Consider the following 17960-nt stretch of genomic DNA (forward strand, 5'->3'; position numbering starts at 1 on the left):
TTCGGGCGCGGCCCTGCGCTATGCGTCCAAGTGCTCCGCGCGGCGAAGCTCGTTCACCCGCTGCATGACCTCGTGCTGGGCCTCGGGGGACAACTCGGATGCGCGCACGGCGATGCGGCGCACCCCGTCGTCGCGCATCGTGGCCAGCAACGACAACTCCTTGTCGAGCTTCTCGTAGTACTCGTCGTCGGTGAAGTAGGCCGGTTTGATGCGGAAGAAGTTGGCCAACGCGGCCATGGTCGCCGCCGACGGGTTGGTGCGGTTCCCCGACCGCAACTGCGAGAGGTAGGGAGCCGACATCGTGACGCCCTCTGCCTTGAGCGCCGCGATCACTTCCGCGGAGGTGTGCGGCCCGCGTCCCGGGGGATACACCGTGTCGAACAGGCGGTTCAGGCGAGCAGCGAACGTCGTGCTCATTGGATATGACCTCCACTTGGCTGTAGAAGTGAACTATTACCTAGGTGTATTTGCTGGTCATGGTAGCGAGGGTTGGTATGCCTAACCAGGTGCAAACCCCCACGTAGTCGGGCCGGGCGTAGCTGAAGCTTGCCGATGCCACACTTTACGAGCGTCTAACTGATTCGCTGAGGTGTCCACTAAATAGTCGAAACTCACAGGTTATACGCAGAATTGGACCGCGAACCCACGGTGGCGGGGCGGCGGCGGAGTCCTCGGCGAAGTGTAATATGCGGACGTGCTGGGTGGTCGCACCGCAACCGAGCAGCAATTTATGATTGCTTAACGCCTTATTTGCTGTCGAGTCCGTCGCGCGTCCGGAAATCGGTGGCCGTGGCCGTGTCGGGAATGCGAATCGGCGTTCTCCATCGAGGTGTCTCTCCCGGCGCCGTGCTCTTTCGCCGGGCCCGCAGCGCTGAAGCCGGTTACGGAATCCGCGAGCGACCGCCGTCGACCGGCGCCACCGCGGCACGCCCGCGAACCGGCCGACCGTGACCGCGAACCCTTCAACCCGGTGGCGTCGGCGCGCGTGACGGGCGAGCGGTTATGCCGCAAGCAGCATCGCCAGAATGGCGGTGTCCGGGTGGGAGATGGGGTCGACGCCGACTCGGCTGACCATGGACGTGATCGTCCCGTCGGCTTCGGCTTCCACCCAGGCCGCCCGGTGCTCGAGACCCAGGTAGGGCAATCCCGGGAGCAGGACGCATCCCGACGCCGCACCGCTGCACTCCGGCAGGGAAGGCGTGGTCTCCGAGGGCGGATGCAACATCAGCAGCGCCGGGGGCTGATGATCGGCGAAATAGCCTGGCTGTATTGCCGATTCACCGAAGACCGTGCCTTCGGCGAGCACCAGGCCGACGGTGCCCGGCTCCGGCGCGTCGGGTAGCTCCTCCCGGGCGCCGAACACCGTTGTGGTGGAGAGCAATCCGGGCAACGACGCCACCCTGACCGCGACCATGAGCAGCTGGGCCCACTCCTTGGTCGAATCGGGCCAACGCCCGGAGATCACGAACCCTTTCAGGGCACCACGAGCATGGAAAGGGGATACCCCTATCGGGCGGTCAGACCCAGTCTCCATTTCGACCTCCGCGCGACGCCTCCGTCCGATTAACCACACTGGTAGCTCGAATGATTCAGCATGCCTGCGGGTTCGGCACCGTGCAAGCCGACACGGCTAGTGGCGCACATGTTCTCGGAATGCCCGATTCCGGGCCAAGCAAACGACAGGGGCGCCGCGCAAGCCGCGCGACGCCCCTGCCGATCGATGTGGACTCAGCCGGCGATCAGCCCCGTGGTCTTCGAGGTTGCCGCCGCGTAGCGATCCTGGACGTCCGCCCAGTTCACGACATTCCAGAACGCCTTGGCGAAGTCCACCTTGACGTTCTTGTACTGCAGGTAGAACGCGTGCTCCCACATGTCGAGCAGAAGCAGCGGGATGATCCCGAGCGGGAAGTTGGACTGGTGGTCGTACACCTGGAAGATCAGCAGCTTGTTGCCCAGCGTGTCCCAGCCGAGCGCGGCCCAGCCCGACCCTTGCACGGTGGTGGCGGCCGCGTGGAACTGTGCGCGGAAGTTGTCGAACGACCCGAAGGCATCGTCGATGGCTGCGGCGAGCTCACCGGTCGGCTTGTCGCCACCGTTGGGGGAGAGGTTCTTCCACCAGATGGTGTGGTTGACGTGACCGCCCAGGTTGAACGCCAAGTTCTTCTCGTTCAGCAGGATCGCGGCGTGGTCGTCCTTGGCGCGCGCCTCCTCGAGCTTTTCCAGGGCAGCGTTGGCGCCATTGACGTAGGTGGCGTGGTGCTTATCGTGGTGAAGCTCGTTGATCTGGCCGGAGATGTGCGGTTCCAGCGCTCCGTAGTCCCAATCCAAGTCGGGCAAGGTGTATACGGCCACGGCATTCCTTTCTTCGGTTATCGTCTTGGCGCTCATGCGCGCGGGGCTGCCACGCGGCGGCCAGCCATATTCAACCCTGCTCCATGACCGGGCACACCGCAAGGACGGCAGCAATGGGGCGCGGACGCCGGATACCCGCTTAACGGGGTCTCAAGCCAAGGCCGTCAAGACAAGACGATGAGGAGGAGAATCGCCAGCAACGCGAGGGCGATCAGCCCGGCGCGCAATGCGGCGACGCTGTAGCTGTGGTTCCACGCGGGCGAGCCGGAGTGCGACCTCGAGGGGGCCGGTGAACCCGGACCGAACGAATGCGTGGCCATCAATCGCCTTTCACCCGCCCCTCACCTCACGACAGTGAGGTGAGTCACAAACAATTTTTCGCGAACGCGATCATAGCGCCTCAAGCCGCGCTTGGAAAACAACGCACTGAACTGCGCATTGGCGGAGGAGACCCGGGCGGGGATGTGACCGGCGGTCACTCAAGCCGCGCGCCGAGTGCTTAGGAAGGCAACCCATTTCGCTCGGTGGCTCTGGCGGGCTGTCGATGACGAGCCCGTGAGACCGCGGTGTTATCCACATGTGGAATCGCCGGTGGCCGGTAGCGCTGTGGTAATGCTGTCCTTACCCAAGATGGCCGTGTGGATAAACCTGTGGAAACTGTGGATAGTCACAAGCCGCGAACTAGATAGCCGACGGCCTCGCGCTCCAGCCCGCTCGCCGCGTCCCGCGGCGCGCATCGTCGCGAGGCGGTGCTGAATTGCCCCGCTTCTCTACTCGCCGCGTCCCGCGGCGCGCATCGTCGCGAGGCTAGGCTAGTCCGGTGATCCAGGTGTGCTCCCAATGTGGCACTCGGTGGAACGTTCGCGAGCGGCAACGCGAGTGGTGTCCCCGTTGTCGGGGAGCGCTGATGGCACCCTTGCCGGACGCGCCGGCGCCCGACCCGCGGTGGGGCGCACCCGGCGCCGCGCCGGCCAGTCGGCCGTCCGCGCCCCGGGGATGGCAGCGCACCCCGCCGCGGCTGCCGCCGGGCTTCCGATGGATCGCGGTCCGTCCCGGCGCCGCTCCGCCCACCAGGCACGGCCGGCGGCCGCTCGGCCCCACTCCGCGCTATGCGGTGATGCCGCGCTGGGGCCTGACCGACCGTGTGGAGCAGACGCCGGCGGCAGCCCAAGCGGAGACACATGCGCCGTCCGCGCCGATGATCCGCACCACGCTGTTCGTCAGCGTGCTCACCCTCGGCATCGCCGCCCTGGTCTACGCGGTGCGGTACGTGCTGCTGATCATCAACCGGAACACCTTGTTGAACTCGTGGGTGGCCGCAGGAGCGGACTGGCTCGGCATCCTGGCCAGCGTGGCGGCGATCGCGGCGGTGTTCACCTCCGGGGTCATGCTGATCCGCTGGCTCATCGCCCGACGCGCCGCCGTATTCGCCTACCACGGTCTGCCCGAACCGCGGTCCACGCGAACGCTGTGGGCCGGGTGCGTCGTGCCGGTGGCCAACCTGCTGTGGGCCCCGGTCTACGTCATCGAGCTGGCGATCCTGGAGGAGCACTACGGCCGGATACGTCGACCCATCGTGCAGTGGTGGATCGCATGGGTCGCCAGCTACCTGGTCTCCGTCTTCGCCATGGCCACCAGCTTCGCCAGCGACGCCCAGGGCATCGCCAACAACACGATGACGATGGTTTTCGCCTATCTGCTCGCAGCGCTCACGGTGGCCGCGGCCGCCCGGGTCTTCGAGGGCTTCGAGCGCAAACCGGTCGAGCGGCCCGCGCACCGCTGGGTCGTGGTCTCCGACGACCCGGCGCCGACATCGCGCCCGGTTGAGCTGGAGGGGCAGGAAGCGGCAGCATTAGGCGTATGACGTGGGCCGAGGAGGTGCTCGCCGGGCACCCCTTTGTGGTAGCCCACCGCGGCGCGTCGGCCGCCCGGCCCGAACACACGCTGGCCGCCTACGATCTCGCCCTGAAAGAGGGCGCCGACGGCGTGGAATGCGACGTGCGCCTGACCCGCGACGGCCACCTGGTCTGTGTCCACGATCGCCGGCTGGACCGGACTTCGACCGGGGCCGGCTTGGTCAGCACGACGACCCTCGCCGAGCTGCGCGAGCTCGAGTACGGCGCGTGGCACGACAGCTGGCGTGAAGACGGCACCCACGGTGACACCAGCCTGCTGACGCTGGACGCTCTGGTCTCGCTCGTTCTGGACTGGCGCCGCCCGGTGAAGCTCTTCATCGAGACCAAGCACCCGGTCCGGTACGGCTCGCTGGTGGAAACCAAGCTGCTGGCGCTGCTGCACCGCTACGGCATCGCCGCCCCGGCCTCCGCCGACCGGTCCCGCGCCGTGGTGATGTCGTTTTCGGCGGCCGCGGTCTGGCGGATCCGGCGGGCCGCTCCGCTGCTGCCGACCGTCCTGCTCGGCAGGACGGCGCGCTACTTGACCAGCGGCGCGGCCACCGCCGTCGGCGCCACCGCCGTCGGGCCTTCGTTGGCGACGTTGAAGGAGTATCCCCAGCTCGCTGACCGCGCGATCGCCCAGGGCCGGGCCGTGTACTGCTGGAATGTCGACGAGTACGACGATCTCGACTTCTGCCGTGACGTCGGCGTGGCCTGGCTTGCCACCCACCACCCGGGCCGGACGAAGGCCTACCTGCAGAACGGCCGCGCCGGCGAGCGCGTCGACTAGCCCGCCGGAGTCGTCGGCACGGGCGCGTCCGAGGCCAGCGCCTCGAACAACCGGCTGGCCTCCTCGTGGTTCCACACCACCACCGATCCGGCGTCGCCGTCGCTGAACTCCCCGATCGGGACGGTCACGGTGGTCGGCGAGCCGTGCAGCCCCCAGCCGAGCCGGGCCAGGTCCCATACGTGGTCGCCGCGGTCAACGGTCAGCGCGTCGGCGACCGCGCGCGGCACCGAGTACCAGCGCCACGGGTTCAGCCACACCGTGGGGCTGCCTGCGGCGCGCAGCAGCGCCGCGACGAATTGCCGCTGGTTGACCATCCGGTCCAGGTCGGCGCGCGGGGTGTCGCGCGTCCTGACGTACCCGAGGGCGTTGCGGCCGTTGAGTTTCTGGCAGCCCGCGGGCAGGTCGATGCCGGCCAACGGGTCGTTGACCGGCGCCGTCGGACACACCGTCACCCCGCCCAGCGCGTCGACCACGGCGGCGAACCCGCCGAATCCGATCTCGGCGTAGTGGTCGAGGCGCAACCCGGTGGCCTGCTCCACCGTCTGGACCAGCAAGGTGGGGCCGCCCATCGCAAAGGCCGCGTTGATCTTGTCCTTGCCATGGCCGGGAATGGGGACGTAGGAGTCCCGCGGTATCGACACCATCGCCACCCGCCCACCGGACCACGGCTCGGGCAGGTGTACCAGCAGGATGGTGTCTGTCCGGCTGCTGCCGATGTCACCGCCGGTGGCCAGGGCCTCCTGCTGCTCGGGGGTGAGACCCTGGCGGCTGTCGGAGCCGACGAGCAACCAGTTCGTCCCTCGGCCCGCTCCCGGGCGTCCCGGGTAGTCGGTGAGAACGTCGTCGCGGTGCAGCCTGCTGTCGAACCACACGGCCCCGCACACCGCCCCGATGCCGGCCAGTAGGACGCCGATCATCAGCGCCGAAGCGAGGGCCCGCGTCCAGCGGCGCCAGCCGCGTCGGCGCCGCGCGCCCGGCGGCGTGGGCCGGGGTGGCGGCCCGGCCGGTTCACGGGTGCGCGGCGCCGGTGGGACGGGGCGCGGCGGGTCCACGGGGCGCGGCGACGGGGGCGGTGGGGGCGTGGCCCGCCGCAGCGGCGTGGTCTGCTCTGCGGGTGTCGCAGGCCGCGCCCCGCGGCGAATCACCGGCGACGGCTCGGTACGCGGGTCGGGCCGCTGCGCTGGTCGATCGCCGTTCACCTGGTTAACGTACGCGGCCGGGGCGGCCCGACACGACCGGTTCGGCTACCGGCGGGCGCGCAGGCCGTTGATGAACGGGCACCCCATCAGCACGCGGATGGCCTGGCTCAATCCGGTCATGTCGTCCACCGGCTTGTGGAACGGCAGACGGACGTCGTGGTCGCGGTCCTCGCCTTCGACGCGGAATCGCACACCGTAGCGGTCCAGGCCGAGCGGGCGGACCTGCCCGCGCCGCAACGGCGCCGGGAGCCGGGACACCAGCCGCGCGACCACATCGCTGTGGGCGGTGTCCAAATGCCACAGCAGGTTCGACTCGATCTCACAGAACGGGTCGGGCCGGGCCGCGAGGAGAGCCTCGACGCTGACGGGCTCGGCGCCGGTGGCGTCGGTGACGACGACGGACGCGATCTCCAGCCGGACCAGCGTGTACCGCGGCTCCTGCCCGTCCCACGGCGCGCACCGCGGGGTGTCGACCTGGAGCAGGGCCGGGTGCGGCCACTCGGCGGCGATCTGGTCGACGGTGGCGGCGACCTCGGCCGGCTGGAATTCGCGCAGGCGCCCGCGTACCCACACCAGCGAGCGCACCGGTTCCCGCAGCGGCAGCGGTGCGTAGTCGGTCAACTCGAGGAGCGCCTGCGATCCGGCGACGCCGCTGTCGGGTTGGCCGTCCCCGGCATTCGGGAGCGCCAGCGCGAACGAGCCGTCGGGCAGCAGGTGATGGACGGGCGTGACGACCGGATCCTGGCGCGCGTGCGGGGCTTCCAGCGCCAGGAGCGCGCCGCCGGCGCGCACGCACGCGCTGCGGATACGTTCGGCCGTCGTCGGGGCGGGGCACGTCAGCGGTAACACCGTTCTCCTTCAGTTAGGTAAGCCTAAGTTAACTCAACGGCGTGGATGCCGCAAGAGCCGTCCGGCGCCGGTCGCCGCTAGGGTTGGGGCGTGGTCGGCATCGCTTATCTCGGTCCGGAAGGGACCTTCACCGAGGCGGCGCTGTTGCAGATCACGGCCGCCGGCCTGATTCCCGGCCAGGGGCCCGGCGAGGTCCGGCGCTTGCCGATGGACAGCACCGCCGCGGCGCTGGACGCCGTCCGCGATGGCAGTGCCGAATACGCGTGTGTCCCCATCGAGAACTCGATCGACGGGTCTGTGACCCCCACCCTGGACAGCCTGGCCACCGGCTCGCCCCTGCAGGTATTCGCCGAGACGACCCTGGATGTCGCGTTCACGATCGTCGTCAAATCCGGTCGCGCCGCCGGCGATGTGCGCACGCTGGCGGCATTTTCCGTGGCCGCCGCGCAGGTGCGGCACTGGGTCGCCACCCACCTGCCCGGCGCCGAGCTGCGGCCCGCGTACTCCAACGCCGACGCGGCGCGTCAGGTGGCCGAGGGGCAAGCCGATGCCGCGGTGACGTCGCCGCTGGCCGCCACCCATTGGGGGCTGGCCGCCCTGGCCGACGGTGTGGTCGACGAGCCCAACGCCTGCACCCGCTTCCTCCTGGTCGGCCTGCCGGGGCCGCCGCCGGCCCGCACCGGCGCCGACCGGACGTCGGTGGTGCTGCGCATCGACAACGCGCCCGGTGCGCTGCTCGGCGCGCTGACCGAATTCGGCATCCGCGGCATCGATTTGACCCGGATCGAATCCCGCCCGACCCGGACGGCCCTGGGCACGTACGTGTTCTTCGCCGACTGTGTGGGCCACATCGACGACGACGCCGTGGCCGAGGCACTCAAAGCGCTGCACCGGCGTTGTGCAGATGTGCGATACCTGGGATCTTGGCCGACGGGCTCGCCCGCCGGCGTGCTGCCGCCGCCTGCCGACGAGGCGGCCCGCTGGCTGGCGCGGCTGCGAGAGGGCAAACCGGAAACCACGGCCGGGGGGAGCGAGCTATGACGGGCCGGCTGGTGCTGCTGCGACACGGCCAGTCCTACGGCAACGTCGAGCGCAGGCTCGACACCCGGCCGCCCGGGGCGGAGCTGACGCCGCTGGGCCGCGACCAGGCTCGCGCCTTCGCCCACGGCGCGGGACGGCCGGCGCTGCTCGCTCACTCGGTGGCGATCCGCGCGTCGCAGACGGCCGCGGTCATCGGGGGCGAGCTGAAGTTGGACGCCACCGAGGTGGCCGGCATCCACGAGGTCCAGGTCGGCGTGCTGGAAGACCGCAGCGACGACGACGCGGTCGCGGAGTTCAACGCGATCTACGAGCAATGGCACCACGGTGACCTCGACGTCCCGCTACCCGGCGGGGAAACCGGCAACGACGTCCTGGACCGCTATGTGCCGGTGCTCACCGACCTGCGGCTGCGGTACCTCGACAACCATGACTGGACCGGCGACATCGTCGTCGTCAGCCATGGCGCCGCGATCCGGCTGGCCGCCGCGGTGCTGGCCGGGGTGGACGCCGGCTTCGCGCTGGACAACCACCTGGACAATGCCGAATCCGTGGTGCTGGCTCCCATCACCGACGGGCGGTGGAGCTGCGTGCGGTGGGGAACCCTGACGCCGCCGTTCTACCCCGAGACCGACGCCACGCCCGTCGCGGACGCGGTGCACTCGAGCACCGACCCGATGGGCTGACCGTCGATCAAACGGCCAGCGCGACGGATTCGCAGCACTCGCAGCCGACCGCGTCGCAGTCGACGACGAAGGCGTGCGGCAACAACTCGGGACTGAAGCAGTCCGGCTCCGTGCATTCCGAGCGGCGCAGGGCATGGCGAATGATGGTGCCGTGACAGTGCTCTAGGCCCGCCCGGCAGTCGCGGCAGTCAGCACTCATAAGCCGTTCATAGCACCGGCCGCGGACAAATCCGGGATGCCGCGCCCATAAAGTCGGCGCCGCTGGTGTTGTCAGGCCCAGCCCAGTTCTTCCAGCCGGTCGTCGTCGATGCCGAAGTGGTGGGCGATCTCGTGGATCACCGTGATCGCCACCTCCTCGACCACGTCGTCGTCGGACTCGCAGACGTCCAGCAGCGCCTCGCGGTAGATGGTGATCGCATCCGGCAGCGACCCGGCGTAGTCGGAGTCACGTTCGGTCAGGGCGACCCCTTCGTACAGCCCCAGCAGCTCGCCGTCCTCGGGGTGACGGTCGTCGACCAGAACGACGACGTTGTCCATCGCCGCCGCCAGCCCGGGCGGGATCAGGTCGAGCGCGTCGGAAACCAGTTCGTCGAACCGCTCCGGATCCATCCGCGCGGGCACGCGGTCAGCCCCCGGGTGCGGGCGCGGCGGGTGGGGCCTCCGGCGCCGGGGGCGCTCCGGCGTCCGCGGGAGGGGGAGGCGCCTGAGGGGGCGCCCCGGCGTCCGCGGGGGGCGGCGGTGCCTGGGGGGCCGGGGAATCCGATGCCGGCGCCTGGGGCGGCGCCACCGCCGGCTGCTGGCCCGGGAGGTGCTGATTGTTGGGGGGGATCTCGGGGGCGGAGCCGGCCGGGCTCGACGGCGACTGAGCCGGCACCTGGAGCGGGATCGGTGTGAGCCGCTCTTCGGGAATGTCGGGCGGCGGCACCGGCGGCTGACCGTTGATGAGCAGCTGTCCCTTGGCGCTGTTGACCAGCGTGGCCCAACCGCCGTTGCCCAGCGTCGCGCCGATGCTGCAGGCGACCTCGCGGCTTCCGGCCGTCCAGCTGGCCAGTGGGACGGTGGGGTAGATCAGCGTCAACGTGGTGGTGCGCAACTTGACCGGCGCCAGGTAGGCGTCCGTCATCTTGGTGCACTGATCCTTGATGAAGCCGTCCTGGTCGGGCTCCGCCGGCAGCGCGCCGGGGAACTTCTCGGCCAGGTTGACCGTGCCCGTCACCTCCATCGCGTGCGGGGCGGCGCACTCCACCGGGGCGTCGATCGGCTGGTTGGTGGTCGCGTCGATGCCCAGGCAGGTGCCGGCCGGCCAGACCTTGGACTGGTCGACGTCGGCGACCTTGCCCTTGAAGGCCTGTTGCTGATTGTTGGTGCCCGGCAGTTGCAACCCGCACAGCATGCGGCGCTCGCCGGACTGGCGCCAGGCCCGGTCCCCGGGCCACAGCAGGCTTACGGTGAACTTGCTGTTGGGATCGAACTTGGGGCCCAGGTAGTTGCGCACCGCGACCTCACACTGCTCCTGGGTGATCTGCTGGATGCGAGCGGGCGACGGGGGAGCGGCGTTGGGGCCGTACTCGGAGCCCGGGAACGTCCGCATGTCGATCGATTCGGCGACCTCGAACTTGTGGTCATCGGCGCAGTTGACGATCTTCGCCGACTCCGGGGTGGCGTCCGGCCACATCAGGCAGTCACCCCCGGAAGCCTTGTTGAAGGCGGCGTCGCTCCTGGTTCCGGTGGTCGGCACCGGGTTCCCGTCGAGATACCCGGACAACCGGCCCTGCCCGGTACCGCCGATCGGCAGCGCGGTGACCAGGCCGGCAATCAGCAGGGCACCCAGCGCGGTGAGCAGCAGGGCGCGCCTGGTCGCCTGCGCCTGCAGACTCCGCGGCCACCGGAAGCCGGCGGGCGGCTGTTCCGGCGTGGCGGTGGGGGCCTCGGGGGCCTCCGTCTCGGGCGCTTGCGACATCGGCTCCATTCTGACAGCAGCGCTCGGCGTGGCGTGACAAAAGTTACTGATGTGAGTCCTGGGATGAGTCCGGGTGGACGCTCTGCCATCGGCCCGGAGGCGAAAAAGTAGTGTCAGGGCCGTGATCGACCTGAAGTTGCTCCGGGAAGACCCCGACGCCGTGCGCCGCTCCCAGCTCAGCCGTGGGGAGGATCCGGCGCTGGTCGACGCGCTGCTGCAGGCCGACACCGCGCGCCGGGCGGCGATCTCGTCGGCCGATGCGCTGCGCGCGGAACAGAAATCCGCCAGCAAGAGCGTCGGCGCCGCGTCCCCCGAGGAGCGCCCGGCCAGGCTGGCCCGCGCCAAGGAGCTGGCCGAGCAGGTCAAGGCCGCCGAAGCGGAGCAGGCCGAGGCCGAGGCGGCGTTCACCGCGGCGCACATGGCGATCTCCAACGTCGTGATCGAGGGGGTGCCCGCCGGCGGGGAAGACGACTACCGCGTGCTCGACGTCGTGGGCGAGCCCGCCGCGATCGACCACCCGAAAGACCACCTCGAGCTCGGCGAATCCCTCGGGCTCATCGACATGCAGCGCGGCGCCAAGGTGTCCGGCTCGCGCTTCTACTTCCTGACCGGCCGGGGTGCGCTGCTGCAGCTGGGGCTGCTGCAGCTCGCGCTGCGCCTGGCCGTCGACAACGGCTTCATCCCGATGATTCCGCCGGTGCTGGTACGCCCCGAGGTGATGGCCGGCACCGGTTTCCTGGGCGCCCACGCCGACGAGATCTACCGGGTGGAGGCCGACGACCTCTACCTGGTCGGCACCTCCGAGGTGCCGCTGGCCGGCTACCACGCCGACGAGATCCTGGACCTGTCCGGCGGCCCGCTGCGCTACGCGGGCTGGTCGTCGTGCTTCCGGCGGGAGGCGGGCAGCTACGGCAAGGACACCCGCGGCATCATCCGGGTACACCAATTCGACAAGGTCGAAGGGTTCGTCTACTGCACCCCCGCCGAGGCCGAGGCCGAACACGAACGGCTGCTCGGCTGGCAACGCGAGATGCTGGCCCGCATCGGGGTGCCGTATCGGGTGATCGACGTCGCCGCGGGTGACCTCGGCTCGTCGGCCGCCCGCAAGTTCGACTGTGAGGCCTGGGTTCCGACCCAGGGCACCTACCGCGAGCTGACGTCGACGTCGAACTGCACGACCTTCCAGGCGCGCCGGCTGTCCACCCGCTACCGCGACGAGGGCGGCAAGCCGCAGACCGCGGCGACGCTCAACGGCACGCTGGGCACCACCCGGTGGCTGGTCGCCATCCTGGAAAACCACCAGCAGCCCGACGGCAGCGTGCGGGTGCCCGACGCGCTGGTGCCGTTCGTCGGCACCGAGCTGCTCGAGCCCGTCGGCTAACCGGCCTTCGTCACCGACCGGCCCGGGGTGTGCCCGAACGCCCGCCGATAGGTGTCGATGAAGGCACTCGCTGTGGCCCAACCGCATTCGGACGCCACCGAGGTGACGTCGCGGCGCTCGGCGAGCAGCGCCAGGGCGCGCTGCAGCCGCAGCTGGGTGCGCCACTGCGGAAACGTCATCGCCAGCTCGTCGCGGAACAGGCGGCTCAAGGTGCGCTGGCCCACGCCGACCCGATGACCGATCTGCTGCAACGTCAACGGTTCGCGCAGGTGGTCGGCGATCAGCGCGCACGCTTGCCGCAGCCGGCCATCGACCGGAGTGGGAATCCACAGTGGCTCAACGGCACTGATGGTCTGCAACTGGTCGTGCAGCACGGCCAGCATCCGGTGGTGCTCGGCGGTGTCGGTTGCGCCGGTTTGGGAGCAGGCGATGATGAGTTCGCGCATCAGCGGGTTGACCGCCAGCACGGCCGGTGCCGTGGGGCCGCGGCGATAGCGGCCGGGGTCCAGCGCGACACCGTGAAACTGCGTGTGGCCGTGGAACTTGTGTTGATGCCAGCAGCCCGCCGGTATCCAGATGGCCCGATTCGCCGGTGTGATCCAGGTGCCCGCCGGCGTGGTGACCGAGACCGCGCCCGACGACGGGTAGACGATCTGGTGCAGCGGGTGCCGGTGCCGCTCGATCCGGGCTCCCGGCGGCAGGGCCTGTGCCGACGTTGCCGGCCCGTGATGGCTGATTCCCGACATATCACGGCAGATTATCGGAAGTCCGCAACGCGCTACTCGCCTAGCGTGGGTGATATGGCGATGAACTTGGTGCACCGGCGCCGGTGCAGTTCGGCGGGCTGGGAGAAGGCCGTCGCCGAGCAGCTGCTCCCGTGGGCATTGGAAGGCGTCGAATTGGGCGCGCGGACATTGGAAATCGGCCCCGGCTACGGGGCCACGCTTCGGGCGCTCGTCGAGCGCACCGCCTCGCTCACCGCGGTGGAGGCCGACGCCGCGATGGCCGACCGCTTGCGACACCGCTACGGCGAACGCGCCCGCGTCATCCACGGCGACGGCACCGACACCGGGCTGCCCGCCGACCACTTCACGTCCGTGGTGTGCTTCACGATGCTGCACCACGTTCCCGGCGCCGAGTCGCAGGACCGGCTGTTCGCCGAGGCGTTCCGGGTGCTGCGACCGGGCGGGGTCTTCGCCGGCAGCGACGGCGTTCCATCGCTGTCGTTCCGGCTGCTCCACCTCGCCGACACCTACAACCCGATCGCGCCGAAGGACCTCCCGGGGCGGCTCGAGGCCGCGGGATTCACCGAGATCCGCTCGGGCGTCAGCGGCCGTCGTCAGCGGTGGCGGGCCACCAAACCGGTGGGCCGGGCGACGGGCTAGGCGTCCACCGTCTCGCGGGCCTGTTGGTGCCGGCGCTGCCGCTCCATGGTCGCGAAGTAGAACGCGAACCCGAACGTGAAGCTGGTGAAAAGGCTGGACACGAAGTACAGCCACGGGCGCTTCAAACCGCGGCGGTAGCCGTCCACGATGGTGAACAGCGGCAACAGAATGACATTCGCGATGGTGTAATCCTGGCTGGCGGAATCCGCGGCGGGATTGGTGAACATCAGCCGGATGTATTCGGCCCAGCTGCCGTGCTCGCCCCACAACGGATTGGTGGACCCGTGCGAGTACTGCTGGACGTAGGTGATGTTGAAGTACCAACCCAGGGCTACCGAGGCGATGCCGATGACGTAGTACAGGCATTCCAGCGGTGTGAACAGCGGCCCGGCGGCCGGCCGGGCGAACACCTTCGAGTTCGAGGCGACGATCCAGCTGATGACACCGAACCCGAGCACTGCATGCACAAGAAGCGAGACCATGGGCGCAGTCTCACCCCGGACCCAAAGTTTTGTCAATACTGACAAAAGGCGGTTGGGGTACCTTACTTGCATGGTCCGGCCGGCGCAGACGGTGCGCAGCGAGCGCACGCGAGAGGCGTTGGTCCAGGCCGCCATGGTCCGATTCCTCGCCCAGGGCGTCGAGGAGACGTCGGCCGAGCAGATCGCCGCGGACGCCGGGGTGTCGCTGCGGACGTTCTACCGTCACTTCAAGTCCAAGCACGATCTGTTGTTTGCCGACTACACCGGGCTGAACTGGTTTCGGTCCGCGCTGGACGCCCGGCCCGCCGATGAGCCGATCATCGATTCGGTGCAGTCGGCGATCTTCTCGTTCCCGTATGACGTTGAGGCCGTGACGAAAATCGCCGCGCTGCGGGGCGGCGAGCTCGACCCCGGCCGCATCGTGCGGCACATGCAGGAAGTCCAGGCCGACTTCGCGGGTGTCATCCAGGCGCAGCTGCATAGGCGTAGCTGCAGGGCGGGCGGGACGCTGGACGGGCGGCTGCGGGCCGCGGTGATCGCGCGCTGCATCGCCGCTGGCGTTTTCGGTGCGATGGAGTTCTGGATGCTCGGCGACGATCGGTCGCTGGGCGAACTGGCGCGGATGTGTCACGCGGCGCTGGAATCGCTGCGCGCGGGGATCACCGACGCCTGGAACACCGACGACGGATAGAAGTTTCGTCATAATTGACAAAACTTCGGCGCCGTGCCAGCCTCCTGTCGTGGAAGGCAGGAACATGACACGGTATGACGCGATAGTTATCGGTGCGGGACACAACGGCCTGGCGGCGGCGGTGCTGCTGCAGAAGGCCGGCTTGCGGACGGTGTGCCTGGATTCCAAGCTCTATGCGGGCGGGATGGCGTCCACGGTGGAGCTTTTCGACGGGTATCGGTTCGAGATCGCCGGTTCGGTGCAGTTCCCCACCTCGAAGGTGGTGGTCGACGAGCTCGGCCTGGACACCCTGCCGACGCTCGACCTGGACGTGATGTCGGTGGCGGTGCGCGGCATCGGTGACGACCCGCTGATCCAGTACAGCGACCCCGTCAAGCTGTTCACCCACCTCAACGAGGTGCACGGGGCGGACGCGGTCAATGGGATGGCGGGGCTGATGGCCTGGAGCCAGGCGCCGACGCGCGCGTTGGGCCGGTTCGAGGCGGGGACCCAACCCAAGACTTACGACGAGATGTATGCCTGTGCCACAAACGAATTCGAGCGCTCGGCCATCGACGACATGCTGTTCGGGTCGGTCACCGACGTGTTGGACCGCTACCTACCCGACCGCGAGAAGCACGGCGCGCTGCGCGGCTCGATGACCGTTCTGGCCGTCAACACCCTCTATCGCGGGCCCGAAACCCCGGGCAGCGCGGCCGCGCTGGCCTTCGGGCTGGGCGTCCCCGACGGGGACACCATGCAGATGAAGAAGCTGCGCGGCGGCATCGGGGCGCTCACCTCGCACCTCGGCGAGCTGCTGGAGAGCCACGGCGGCGAAGTGCGGCTGCGGACCAAGGTGACCGAGATCGTGGTCACCGACGGGCGAGTCACCGGGGTGCGCACAGAGGGCGGCGAGGAGTTGACCGCTCCGATCGTCGTCTCCGGCATCGCGCCCGACGTCACCCTCAACGAGCTGATCGACCCGGCCTTGCTGCCCGGCGACATCCGGGAGCGGTACGCCCGGACCGACCACCGCGGCAGCTACCTGCAGATGCACTTCGCGCTCGAGGAGGCCCCGGAGTTCGCCCCGCCCTACCAGGCGCTCAACGATCCGGCCATGCAGGCGTCGATCGGCCTGTTCTGCACGCCGGAGGAGGTCCAGCAGCAGTGGGAGGACGCCCGGCGCGGCATCGTGCCCGCCGACCCGACCGTCGTGTTGCAGATCCCCACCCAGAACGACCCCGACCTGGCGCCCGCGGGCAAACACGCGGCCTCGGCGTTCGCGTTGTGGTTCCCGATCGAGGGCGGCGCGGACTACGGCGACGCGAAGGTCGAAATGGGCCAACGGGTGATCGACAAGATCACCCGGTTGGCGCCGAACTTCGAGCGCAGCATCATCCGGCACACCACCTTCACGCCCAAGCACATGGGTGTGATGTTCGGCGCCCCCGGGGGCGACTACTGCCACGGACTACTCAACCCCGACCAGATCGGGCCGAACCGGCCCGGGCCGAAAGGCTTCCGCGGCCAGCCGATACCGGTCGAGGGCCTGTACCTGGGCAGCGCGGGCTGCCACGGCGGACCGGGCATCACGTTCATCCCGGGCTACAACGCCGCCCTGCAGGCGCTCGCCGACCGCAACGCCTGACGGTCCGCCCCGGCGCCCTCAGCGCCAGGCCGCACAAAGCGCCCCACAGCGACGCGGGCTAGGCTACCCACGAACCCCAGCACCGCCGGTGTTCGGCGGATCCCGCCGATACGCAGTCAGCTGCCGTTCTCCACGCAGGGCCGTCGGTGCTGAAGCACGGGAGGTAGCAGTGCGGATCGGCCCATTGGATGTCTCCACGGTCGACGACTGGGCGCCGGCGCCCGGCACGTTGTTGTCGTGGCACCCGTCGCCGGCCGCGCGGGAGAGGGCCCTCGCGGCACCGGCGAGCGCCGTGCCGCCCAGCTACGTGCAGGCCCGGCACCTACGGAGCCTGTGCGAACAGGCCGCGCGCGGCCTGGACCATTCGCGGCTGTTGATCGCTTCGGTCGAGGTGCCGGGCCGCTGCGACCTGCGGGCCATGACCTACGTCATCAACGCCCACCTGCGCAGGCACGAGACCTACCGCAGTTGGTTCGAGTACCGCGACGCCGACCACATCGTGCGGCACACCCTCGCCGACCCCGCCGACATCGAGTTCGTCCCCACCGAGCACGGCGAGCTGACCAGCGCGCAACTGCGCGACCACATCGTGTCCACCCCCGATTCGCTGCAGTGGGATTGCTTCAGCTTCGGGGTGATTCAACGCCCGGACCGCTTCACCTTCTACGCCAGCATCGACCACCTGCACGCCGACGGGCAGTTCGTCGGGATGGGACTCCTGGAGTTTCAGACGATGTACGCCGAGCTGACAGCGGGAAATCCGCCGGTCGAACTGGCGCCGGCGGGCAGCTATGCCGACTACTGCCTGCGGCAGCGCGACTACACCGAGGCCCTGACCGTCGACTCGCCCGAGGTGCGCGCGTGGATCGACTTCGCCGAACTCAACGACGGGACGTTCCCCGCGTTCCCGCTTCCCCTCGGCGACCCCGCCGCGCCCTACGCCGGTGACCTGCTGGGCGCGACGCTGCTGGACGAGGAACAGACGCATCGATTCGAGACCGCCTGTGTGGCGGCCGGTGCCCGATTCGTCGGCGGCATGTTCGCGTGCCTGGCTCTCGCCGTTCACGAGTTGACCGGCGCCGGAACGTATTTCGCTATCACCCCGAAAGACACCCGCAGCACTCAGGAGGACTTGACGACGCAGGGTTGGTTCACCGGACAGATCCCGATCGCCGTTCCCGTCGCCGGATCGTCGTTCAACGTGATGGCGCGAAGCGCCCAGGCGTCCTTCGATTCGGGCGCGGACCTGGCGCGGGTGCCCTTCGAGCGGGTCGTGGAACTCGATCCGTCGCTGCGCAGGCCCCCGCCGCTGTTCTCGCTGGTGAATTTCTTTGACGCGCAAGCCAGCCCGCTGTCGATGATGACCAAGCTGTTCGAGGGACTGACCGTCGGCGCGCACAGTGACGGCAGGGTCACCTACCCGCTCAGCACCATGGTGGGGCGGTTCGACGAGACGGCTGCGAGCGTGCTGTTCCCCGATCACCCCGTGGCCCGAAATAGCGTCAGCCGTTACCTGGGTGCCCTAAAATCCGTGTGCGTCCGCATCGCCGACGGCGGGGCGGCCGACGGTGCGCGTAACGTCGCCGGGCTGGACCGGCAGGCGGCGTACTGACGCTTGGCGAAGA

19 protein-coding genes and 1 pseudogene are annotated in these 17960 nt (G+C 69.4%); 9 read left to right on the plus strand and 11 right to left on the minus strand.

Annotated features, from left to right (window positions below):
• Positions 1 to 18: 18 nt before the first annotated feature.
• The 4 genes from U8D42_RS23165 to U8D42_RS23180 form a co-directional block, all read right to left on the minus strand.
• Positions 19 to 417, minus strand: a complete 399-nt coding sequence (locus tag U8D42_RS23165; protein WP_085240194.1) for a helix-turn-helix domain-containing protein — start codon at positions 415 to 417, stop codon at positions 19 to 21.
• 583 nt (positions 418 to 1000) lie between these two features.
• A complete protein-coding gene (locus tag U8D42_RS23170) occupies positions 1001 to 1534 on the minus strand; it encodes a peptidase (protein ID WP_067925804.1) in 534 nt (177 codons plus the stop codon).
• A 194-nt stretch (positions 1535 to 1728) separates the two neighbouring features.
• Complete coding sequence (locus U8D42_RS23175; protein WP_085240229.1) at positions 1729 to 2352, minus strand: superoxide dismutase; 624 nt, start codon at positions 2350 to 2352, stop codon at positions 1729 to 1731.
• 164 nt (positions 2353 to 2516) lie between these two features.
• The gene (locus tag U8D42_RS23180) at positions 2517 to 2672 is read right to left on the minus strand and encodes a hypothetical protein (RefSeq protein WP_322858098.1); all 156 of its coding nucleotides are present in this window, start codon (positions 2670 to 2672) and stop codon (positions 2517 to 2519) included.
• A gap of 500 nt (positions 2673 to 3172) precedes the next feature.
• Here U8D42_RS23180 and U8D42_RS23185 point away from each other — a divergent pair, with 500 nt between their 5' ends.
• Positions 3173 to 4216: a DUF4328 domain-containing protein gene (locus tag U8D42_RS23185; RefSeq protein ID WP_322858097.1), complete on the plus strand. Its 1044-nt coding sequence runs from the start codon at positions 3173 to 3175 to the stop codon at positions 4214 to 4216.
• Positions 4213 to 5037, plus strand: coding sequence for a glycerophosphodiester phosphodiesterase (locus tag U8D42_RS23190; RefSeq protein ID WP_085240192.1), 825 nt, complete (start codon positions 4213 to 4215; stop codon positions 5035 to 5037). The genes U8D42_RS23185 and U8D42_RS23190 overlap by 4 nt, the downstream gene beginning before the upstream one ends.
• Here the strand turns inward: U8D42_RS23190 and U8D42_RS23195 are convergent.
• Positions 5034 to 6236: an LCP family protein gene (locus tag U8D42_RS23195; protein ID WP_085240191.1), complete on the minus strand. Its 1203-nt coding sequence runs from the start codon at positions 6234 to 6236 to the stop codon at positions 5034 to 5036. The genes U8D42_RS23190 and U8D42_RS23195 overlap by 4 nt on opposite strands.
• A gap of 45 nt (positions 6237 to 6281) precedes the next feature.
• Positions 6282 to 7085, minus strand: a complete 804-nt coding sequence (locus tag U8D42_RS23200) for a DUF2470 domain-containing protein (protein ID WP_322858096.1) — start codon at positions 7083 to 7085, stop codon at positions 6282 to 6284.
• Between the two features lie 90 nt (positions 7086 to 7175).
• On the opposite strand from U8D42_RS23200, the gene pheA reads away from it, so the two are divergent.
• Both pheA and U8D42_RS23210 read left to right on the plus strand, forming a co-directional pair.
• Entirely contained in the window at positions 7176 to 8126 is a 951-nt protein-coding gene (gene pheA / locus U8D42_RS23205) for a prephenate dehydratase (RefSeq protein ID WP_085240189.1), read from the plus strand.
• The gene (locus tag U8D42_RS23210; RefSeq protein WP_322858095.1) at positions 8123 to 8809 is read left to right on the plus strand and encodes a histidine phosphatase family protein; all 687 of its coding nucleotides are present in this window, start codon (positions 8123 to 8125) and stop codon (positions 8807 to 8809) included. Before pheA ends, U8D42_RS23210 begins: the two co-directional genes overlap by 4 nt.
• A 7-nt stretch (positions 8810 to 8816) precedes the next feature.
• Here U8D42_RS23210 and U8D42_RS23215 read toward each other — a convergent pair whose 3' ends face one another.
• From U8D42_RS23215 to U8D42_RS23225, 3 genes and pseudogenes are all read right to left on the minus strand, one after another.
• Complete coding sequence (locus tag U8D42_RS23215) at positions 8817 to 9008, minus strand: hypothetical protein (protein WP_090419100.1); 192 nt, start codon at positions 9006 to 9008, stop codon at positions 8817 to 8819.
• Positions 9005 to 9430: pseudogene (locus tag U8D42_RS23220) on the minus strand (metallopeptidase family protein). The gene U8D42_RS23215 and the pseudogene U8D42_RS23220 overlap by 4 nt, the downstream one beginning before the upstream one ends.
• A 4-nt stretch (positions 9431 to 9434) precedes the next feature.
• On the minus strand, positions 9435 to 10769 hold the full coding sequence (locus U8D42_RS23225; RefSeq protein WP_431523806.1) for a septum formation family protein: 1335 nt from the start codon (positions 10767 to 10769) through the stop codon (positions 9435 to 9437).
• A gap of 121 nt (positions 10770 to 10890) precedes the next feature.
• On the opposite strand from U8D42_RS23225, the gene serS reads away from it, so the two are divergent.
• On the plus strand, positions 10891 to 12150 hold the full coding sequence (gene serS / locus U8D42_RS23230; protein WP_085242459.1) for a serine--tRNA ligase: 1260 nt from the start codon (positions 10891 to 10893) through the stop codon (positions 12148 to 12150).
• Here the strand turns inward: serS and U8D42_RS23235 are convergent.
• Entirely contained in the window at positions 12147 to 12896 is a 750-nt protein-coding gene (locus tag U8D42_RS23235; protein WP_085242460.1) for an AraC family transcriptional regulator, read from the minus strand. The genes serS and U8D42_RS23235 overlap by 4 nt on opposite strands.
• Positions 12897 to 12950: 54 nt before the next feature.
• Here U8D42_RS23235 and U8D42_RS23240 point away from each other — a divergent pair, with 54 nt between their 5' ends.
• Positions 12951 to 13535 carry a class I SAM-dependent methyltransferase gene (locus U8D42_RS23240; protein WP_322858093.1) on the plus strand — a complete coding sequence of 195 codons (585 nt, stop codon included), beginning with the start codon at positions 12951 to 12953 and terminating at the stop codon, positions 13533 to 13535.
• Here the strand turns inward: U8D42_RS23240 and U8D42_RS23245 are convergent.
• Positions 13532 to 14017 (minus strand): DUF2834 domain-containing protein, encoded by a 486-nt coding sequence (locus tag U8D42_RS23245; protein WP_085242462.1) that lies wholly within the window; start codon positions 14015 to 14017, stop codon positions 13532 to 13534. The two genes, U8D42_RS23240 and U8D42_RS23245, sit on opposite strands and share 4 nt — an antisense overlap.
• Positions 14018 to 14087: 70 nt before the next feature.
• Between U8D42_RS23245 and U8D42_RS23250 the strand changes: the two genes are divergently transcribed.
• The 3 genes from U8D42_RS23250 (at position 14088) to U8D42_RS23260 (ending at position 17947) form a co-directional block, all read left to right on the plus strand.
• Positions 14088 to 14708, plus strand: coding sequence for a TetR/AcrR family transcriptional regulator (locus tag U8D42_RS23250; RefSeq protein WP_322858092.1), 621 nt, complete (start codon positions 14088 to 14090; stop codon positions 14706 to 14708).
• Positions 14709 to 14772: 64 nt separating this feature from the next.
• Positions 14773 to 16335: a phytoene desaturase family protein gene (locus U8D42_RS23255; RefSeq protein ID WP_322858091.1), complete on the plus strand. Its 1563-nt coding sequence runs from the start codon at positions 14773 to 14775 to the stop codon at positions 16333 to 16335.
• A gap of 169 nt (positions 16336 to 16504) precedes the next feature.
• Positions 16505 to 17947 (plus strand): condensation domain-containing protein, encoded by a 1443-nt coding sequence (locus U8D42_RS23260; protein ID WP_322858090.1) that lies wholly within the window; start codon positions 16505 to 16507, stop codon positions 17945 to 17947.
• Positions 17948 to 17960 lie beyond the last annotated feature (13 nt).

The organism is Mycobacterium europaeum (genome assembly GCF_034555895.2).
Lineage (GTDB): Bacteria > Actinomycetota > Actinomycetes > Mycobacteriales > Mycobacteriaceae > Mycobacterium > Mycobacterium europaeum.